The following is a 7,115-nucleotide window of genomic DNA, read 5'->3' on the forward strand; positions in this document are numbered from 1 at the left end:
GAGTCTTTCTTGGCGTTGTCAGCGAAGGTGCCGGCGGGCAGCGGGCGCGGGTCGACCGGCGGCGGCCCCGGCGGCGGAAAGGTGAACGGCTCACTCTCGGGGTCGATCGGCACGCAGTCCTGATAGACCTTGATCTGCCGTCGCCACGTTTCCGGCGGATTCGGTTGAAATGCGAGCTGGCCGTTCGGACAACGCCACGTGCAACTGAGAGCATTGGCGCCAATGATGCCGTTGACGCCAGCGCCGCCGTTGCCACCGCCGAACGGGCCGCCGAGGTTGAGGTTCAGGCCGATCCCACCGCTGCCCTGCAGACACCAAGAGTGCATTCCGAGCGCCTCTTTGGGATAGACGCAAAAGAAGCCCTGGCCCTCGGCGATGACCCGGACCGCAACGTAAACCGAGACCGCCGGCTGCGAGCAGCCCTGCAGGAGGTCGGCGTGAGCGGGCGGGGCGCAATGCCAGTGGCCGCACAGCATCAGGGAGGCCGCGATCGCGACGAGCAACTGTCTCATGTCAATTCCTGTCGTTGAGGTCGGCGTCGGGATCGTCGTCGTCGTAGTACGCGCCGGGCAGTGGCGGTGGAATGTCGCCGTGGCTGACCAGCCGGTCGCGCAGTTCCCGAATGTGGGCGCGCAGCCGGTTGATTCGGCCGTAGAGCACCACGATCTTGCTGTCCTTGCGGACGACCTCGTCGACGCTCATGTCGGCCAGGATCTTCGCGCCGGCGGTGATCGACTCGGCGGCGTCCGCGCGGTTCTTCGCCTGACCGAATAGCGCCGCGGTGAGCGCCACCAGGACCGCGAACACACCGGTGATCACGCCTGGGACGATGTACTGCTGCATCAGGATGATCCGCCGAGAGTGTCGTCGAGTTCCACGATCTTGCCGAGCTGCTTGGGCTTGAAGTAGGTGCCGCGCAGCGTTTTCCAGATTTCGCGGCATCGGAAGCCGGCGGCGACGAGGATCGCGGTCGCCATGCAGAGGTTCATCGACAGACCGTTTTGCTCGTCGGGTCGGGCTGCGACCAGGAGAAAGCTTTGGCCGGCGACGAGGCCGAACATGCCTGCGCTGAATACCAGCGACAGGTGCCCGAACAGCTCGACGAACAGCCGCCAGTAGTTGTCGGGGATGACGGTGGCGACCAGCAGGTTCACGGCGCCGAACAGCAGGAAGTAGTTGAGCCACTCGTTGTCGCGGTTGCCGACGATCAGCAGCGGGCTGTGCGAGGCGGGCCCGACGATGATGTTGGCGAGCGCGTAGACCAAAAGCCCAGCGGCGCAGCCCCATTGATACGGGTGCCGCGAGCGTCGCGGCCGTGGCAGAAAGACGACTCTGACGCGGGGGTCATCGACCATGGCGGATCTCGCGGTAATAGACCCACCTCGCGCCGGCGTGAAGGATGAACAGTCCCGAGAGCAACGTCATGCCCAGCACGCCGGGCCAGTCGCCGGTCTGGTTGACGTTGGTGGCCTGGGAGTAGGCGTTCGTTGACCAGCAGAGTCCGCAGATTAGGGTGGCGATGATCCTGACCTTGATCGCGACGAGATGCGGTGTGCCGTCGCCGAATAGCGCGGCCACCCCCTTGACTAGACCGGCCGTGGCTAGGACGGCACCGAATGCCTCGAGGTGGCCGTGCAGCATCTGGTCGAGGTGCACGAATCGCGGGTGCGATGTGAATACCTCAGAGCGCAGCGCCATGATCGACCCGTTGAGGATCGACGCCAGCACCATGTACCAGGTGACGATGTTTGTCGTCAGATCTCGCACGGCTTTCGTCGTGGAGTCCGACGCGCCCTGCGCAGTCACGCGCCAGGCGGCGGAACGAACTTTCGTGGCAGCCCTGCACCGCCACCACCGCCACCACCGGCACCGCCGGTGTACCGGATGCCGCTCGCGAAGTGGACGTAGTCAGGTTTGCCCGGCACGGTTTTGGCCGCGGCGGTGCCCATACCGAGTGCCTGCGCGGTGGTCGCAACAATGATGGCCCAGTTGATGCCCTGCGCAACGCCGTAGGCGTACAAGACGCCGCCAAGGGTGACGACGACGCCGTAAAGTGCTGCGCGCCAGGCATCGCGGGCGTAGAGCCATGCGAAGAGCAGGCTGATGGTGGCCGCGCCGAGCCGGGTCCACAGTTCGGCTTGGTTGTTGGTGAGCACCCCGCCAGCCAGCAGGTAGCCAACGAACGCAACCAACAGCACGTGAAGCTTTTCGCGGCGCGTCTCGGGCAGGTAGCGCGAGATCCTCGCACGCAGTTTGTCGAGCATTGTCGGTTTGTCCTCTCGTTGTAGCAGCGAAACAGGCACTCGTGGAATGCCGTTGTGGAATCGGAAGCGTCTGGTCACCGGCGGAATCCGGCGATGATGTCGTAGCCGACCTGTAACCCGCTTCGGCCGTTGAACTCCGATTTCGGGGCGTAGTAGTCGCCGTGCACCTGTAGGCCGCCGAGCGCGCCGATCAGCCCGATGAGGTCGGGCAGGCTGGTGAGCAGTCCCTGCACTGACAGCAGTTCGATGAGCTTCGGGTTGGGCGCCTCGGTGGATCCGAGGACGCCGCCGAGCAGGCTGCTCATGGTGCCGGCGGGCAGCCCGGTTGCGCCGGCCAGCACCGGCACGGCGAGCGGGTTGGACAGGCCGGCGGTGCCCTGCTTGCCGAGGAATGGCGCGACCAGGTTCAGCAGGGCGGGGATGATGATTTGCCCGGTGTAGATGACGAACGGCAGCTCGGTCTCGGCGCGAATGAACCACTCGTAGAACAGCGGCCGGATCTTGTCGGTGACGCTGGCGTAGAAGTCTGGTGTCGGCGACACGTTGACGATGTCCCACACCAGATCCTCGAGCCATTGCGGGAAGGCGATGGTCTGCGCGATGCCGCGGCCGGGCGGGTTGTTGCCGACCTTGGTCGGTCCGGGCCGGCGGGCCGGGTCGCCGAACAGCACCAGGCCGTTGATGCGGTCGCGGATGCTGGCGTACTTGCCGCCGTCGCCGAACAGTCTCGCGATCGCCTGCTTGAGCGCGTCAGCCGACTGCGAGTAGCCGGTGAACCACAGCTCGACGTCGACCACCGCGCGCGGATCCTTCGCCCGGTCGATCAGCGCACGATTCACGTCCGGGTTTTTGCCCAGCAGGTTGTCGAGCTCGGCGATCAGCGATTCGACGACGTCGATATACGAGGTGCCGGGGTCGCCGCCCATAAGGCCGAGGTATCCGCCGATCGGATAGCCGATGGGCTGGTGGTTGAGGTTCAGCACCCGTTTGCACCACTCGCCGAGGTCGAACGGCGGGCCCAGCCACCACGGCGCGCCGGATCCGGGTGCCGAGTAGATCCAGATGGGCCGATGCGGCTGAACGATTTTCAGCGCGATGAGATCAGCGTCGGAAACGATGCCGTCCTGCGGTTGGCCGGTGTTGCGCTCGTAGACCTTCTGCCAGGCCTCGGCGCGCGGTCCGAATTCGTCGCCGGGTGCGAGCACGTCGACCTCACGCGCATAGCCCTTGAACATGGCGGCCATGACGGTTCGCCAGCGCCGCACCGTCTCGTTGCGATCGCCCAGTTTCAGCGTCACTTGGACGCCGCCGGCGCCTGCAGGGTGACGATAGCGACGCCGGGCTTGCTCAGCAGCTCGCGGAGCTGCTCGACGGTGCGCTTCTCTTCGGCCACGCCGTCGCGGAACGTCAGCTCGACGGTCTCGCCGTCCACGACGGTCGTGCCCAGTGAGGATGATGGGCCCCAGATGCTCGGGCCGAATTGCTCACGTAGCCAGCGAATCCCAGACAGAACTTCGCGCTGCTCGTCAGGTGTGAGTGCGGACATGAAGTCGTCTCCTTGGTCGGTTGCGGGTGCGGAGTTGATGAGCAGCAGCAGACGGTCGCCGAGCGCGATCGCCTGGTTGTAGCGGGAGCGCCGGCCGGGAACGCCGGGCTTGGGATCCTCGAGCCCGTTGGTGCCGCCGTTGATGGCGCGGGTGACGCCGACCAGGTCGCCGGCGTCGCACAGCGAGTTGATCTGCGGGCGGGCCACGGTCCAGTACCAGGCCGACACGATGCCGGCCCAGCGGAGTTCGGCCAGCGCGTTCGGATTGTTCACGAAGTAGTTCGGATCGGTCACCAAACCTTGTGCGGCTGCCCATCTTCCGAACGTGGTGTAGTGCCCGCGGCCGGTCAGCATGATCCAGCCGCGGCCTTTGAACCGGACACCGTCACCTTGCTGGGTGTTGCCCAGATCGCCGCGCCCCTCATACGCTGCGCCGCTGGCGTATTCGGTGGTTGTGGTGAATCCATCCGACTCCCAGCCGCATTGCGCCAGGTATTGCGCGATGCGCTTCGGGTTGGTGCATTCTGCGGCGATCAGGCCGGCGCGCAGCGGGCCCAGCAGATCGGCCGCCTGCGCCTCGTCGATGATCGGCACGGCGTCGTAGAGCACGGTAACCGCGTCCTCGGCCGTCGCCGGGGTTGTATTGCCGACGTCGACGACCGGTGTCCCGCCCCCGATCGGTGTGCTGCCTCGCTTGTACGTCGAGAACCCGTCGGGCCGGATGCGGGTTCGCACGAACGCGGCGGTCGCCGGGTTGCCGTAAGAGCCGTAATCCATCTGGTGGTGCATGGCGTCTTTGGGGCTGTCCCAGTCATTCGCCCAGAACATGACGCCCGTGTAGAACGCGAGCAGGTCGCGCATCCGGGCGATCTTCGCCGCGTCGAAGCCTGCGTCGGCCACTTGGAAGGGATGCGAATTCCAGTTCAGGTCCATCGCCGTCGCGTTGAGATGGTTCGACGTCGGAACAGAGTTGGTCGGGGTGTAGCAGGCCGAATCGGCGTCGCGCAGCGGCTCGATGAAGGCGTGGTAGTCCGCGGCGTAGGCCAGCATGATGGCGCCGGCGTCGTCGTTGCGGACTTGCAGCGAGACATCGGTGCCGGGAACCGTCTTCCACACCAGCAGCGGCGAGTTTGACGGCAGTCGTGCTGGTTCCCAGTCGTTTTCAGAACCCATTGATCGTCTCGTTTCGTTCGTGGATCAGGAATGCAGCGACTCCGGCGAGCACGCCGAATAGGGCGCCGCCAGCGACGGCGCCCGCAAATCGGGCCATGAGTTAGTTCCGGATTACGATGCGGAGCCGTTGAGCGGCAACGCGGTGACCGAGAACTCGCCGTTGCTGTTGAACGTGGTGTCGCCGGTGAGCGCGAAGCGTCCCAGGAAAGTCCCACCGGTCAGCGCGGACCAGAGAGAGATCCAGGATGCTGCGGCGCCGGCGGTTCCTCCGGTGAACGCGACCGTGGCAGCGAGGTTGAAGTCGCCGTCGGCGCTGGCAGCGCCCCAGGTGATCGGCTGGCGAGCTGGTCCGGGTGCGACGTTCGCCGTGCCGGCCGCGCCGGGGTCGCCGGAGTGAATCTGCATGTGAGTGATTCCGGCGCGTAATCCGTTGGCTGCCAGAATCATTGCCGCGTCTGCTAGTGCCATGACTTCTTCTCCTGTTGGTTGTGGTGGTTGTTGCTGTGTTAGGCCGCGGTCGCGACCCATTCGAGCAGGGTGAATGCGTCGCCGCCGGTGCCGCCGTTCGCGGGTGAGCCGGCAGCGCAGCCTGACGACCCGCCGCCGCCCGCGCCCGGACTTCCGCCGTTGCCGCCGTAGCCGGAATAGTTGCCGTTCAGCGCGGCCCCGCCGGATCCGCCGCCTCCGGGGTTGTCGGCGTTGCCGGCGCCGCCGTTGTTGCCGTTACTCAAAGCGGCAGCCGCCGCGCCGCCGTTGGCTGTGGCCGAGTTGCCGCCCTTGCCTGATGTGTTGGTGCCGCCGAATGCGCCGAGCCCGGATCCGCCGCCGCCGCCAGGCCCGCCGCCCGCGGTGTTGTTGCCGCCCGCGGTGCCCACCTGGTTGTTGTCGTTGGCGCCCCGGCCGCCCGCGGCGCCATTGGATCCGGTAACGCCGCTGATGCCGCTCGCCGACCAGGTGCCGCCCGCGCCGCCGGTGCCGCCCACACCGGATCCGCCGTCGGCGCCCTTCTTGCCGCCGACTGCCGTCAGCGTGACGCCGCCCGAGGTAAAGACGATGGTGGCTCCGTCGTTCTGTGTTGTTGCGCCCGCCGCCCAGTTGATTGAGTAGTTCGTCCCGAGTAGCGCAGCCGGGATGAAGACGCGGAAGATTTTCGCGCCACCGCCTGCGCCGCCCGCGCCGCCGCGGCCGACGGCCGACATGGTGTAGAAACCTTTTCCGGCGCCACCGCCGGGCGCCTGCATCGTCACCCAGACGCCTGCGCAACCGATCGGCGTGGTCCCGGTCTTGTTGGCATTGACCTCGGTAAACGGCTGGAATGTCGACGGCCGGAACCCGACGGCCGAGCCCGCGAAGTTGTAGCCGCCCGACGCCGATCCGCGCCGTGTCACCTTGCCGATCGCCGAGCTGGCGAAGGTGTACGCGCCAGCCGCGACCGCCCGCGCGATCCTGCGGCCGATCGCCGCGCCGCCGAAACTGTAGGCACCGGGCGCGGTCGCTTTTGGCTGGCGCCGCCCGGATGCCGGTCCACCAGCGAAGTTGTAGACCCCGGCCGCGGATCCTTTGCCCTGCGAGGACATGCCGACCGCGGTGCCGGCGAAGTTGTAGGCGCCCGATGCGGTTGCTTCGCGCCGGTTGTCGTCGCCGACCGCCGGACCCCCAGCGAACCCGTATCCGCCGCCCGCGGCCACCGCGCGCGCGACCCGCCGACCGACAGCGGCACCGGCGAACACGTACGCCGCGGCAGCCGCAGCGCGCGGAGCCCGGAACCCAGTAGCGCCCAGACCGGTGAACGCGTAGCTCCCGGCACCCTTGCCGCGGCTCGCCTTGACCGGCGACCACCATCCCGTTACCGGCGCCGCCGGCCGCGCGGGCCCGCCCGGTTGGCCCCAGCCCGGGCCGGACGCGTAGTTCGGCATCGGGATCGCGACCGGTCGCTGGTAAGCCTGCTCGATCAGCAGCCGGTTCTCGCGGTCGGCCGACGCGAAACTGGTCGACAGTCCGAGCATCGGAGCCGGGTAGGTCGGTGACCAGACCCAGGTGATGTTCCCTTCGGTCAGGGACACGTTGTTCGGGTCGTCGAGCGTGACGTACAGGTAGATGTTGTGGATCAGCACCAGGCCGCTGATCGCGTT

8 protein-coding genes and 1 pseudogene are annotated in these 7,115 nt (G+C 67.2%); all 9 read right to left on the reverse strand.

The window, feature by feature from the left end; all coding sequences use genetic code 11:
* Nucleotides 1-512, reverse strand: a 512-nt coding sequence (locus tag CYU59_RS24715) for a hypothetical protein (RefSeq protein WP_293003866.1), incomplete at its 3' end; no start/stop codon positions are given.
* Nucleotide 513: 1 nt separating this feature from the next.
* Nucleotides 514-843: a hypothetical protein gene (locus tag CYU59_RS24720; RefSeq protein WP_293003868.1), complete on the reverse strand. Its 330-nt coding sequence runs from the start codon at nucleotides 841-843 to the stop codon at nucleotides 514-516.
* A complete protein-coding gene (locus CYU59_RS24725; RefSeq protein WP_293003870.1) occupies nucleotides 843-1,355 on the reverse strand; it encodes a hypothetical protein in 513 nt (170 codons plus the stop codon). Before CYU59_RS24725 ends, CYU59_RS24720 begins: the two co-directional genes overlap by 1 nt.
* Entirely contained in the window at nucleotides 1,345-1,767 is a 423-nt protein-coding gene (locus CYU59_RS24730; RefSeq protein WP_293003872.1) for a hypothetical protein, read from the reverse strand. The genes CYU59_RS24725 and CYU59_RS24730 overlap by 11 nt, the downstream gene beginning before the upstream one ends.
* 35 nt (nucleotides 1,768-1,802) lie before the next feature.
* Nucleotides 1,803-2,264: a hypothetical protein gene (locus tag CYU59_RS24735; protein ID WP_293003874.1), complete on the reverse strand. Its 462-nt coding sequence runs from the start codon at nucleotides 2,262-2,264 to the stop codon at nucleotides 1,803-1,805.
* Nucleotides 2,265-2,338: 74 nt separating this feature from the next.
* The gene (locus tag CYU59_RS24740; RefSeq protein WP_293003876.1) at nucleotides 2,339-3,562 is read right to left on the reverse strand and encodes a peptidoglycan-binding protein; all 1,224 of its coding nucleotides are present in this window, start codon (nucleotides 3,560-3,562) and stop codon (nucleotides 2,339-2,341) included.
* On the reverse strand, nucleotides 3,559-4,983 hold the full coding sequence (locus CYU59_RS24745) for a M15 family metallopeptidase (RefSeq protein WP_293003878.1): 1,425 nt from the start codon (nucleotides 4,981-4,983) through the stop codon (nucleotides 3,559-3,561). Before CYU59_RS24745 ends, CYU59_RS24740 begins: the two co-directional genes overlap by 4 nt.
* Nucleotides 4,984-5,094: 111 nt before the next feature.
* Nucleotides 5,095-5,451, reverse strand: coding sequence for a hypothetical protein (locus CYU59_RS24750; RefSeq protein ID WP_293003880.1), 357 nt, complete (start codon nucleotides 5,449-5,451; stop codon nucleotides 5,095-5,097).
* A gap of 38 nt (nucleotides 5,452-5,489) precedes the next feature.
* Nucleotides 5,490-7,115 (reverse strand): annotated as a pseudogene (locus CYU59_RS24755) (hypothetical protein); the annotation flags it as partial.

Origin of the sequence: Mycobacterium sp. (genome assembly GCF_002863225.1) — a bacterium.
Taxonomy (GTDB): Bacteria; Actinomycetota; Actinomycetes; order Mycobacteriales; family Mycobacteriaceae; genus Mycobacterium.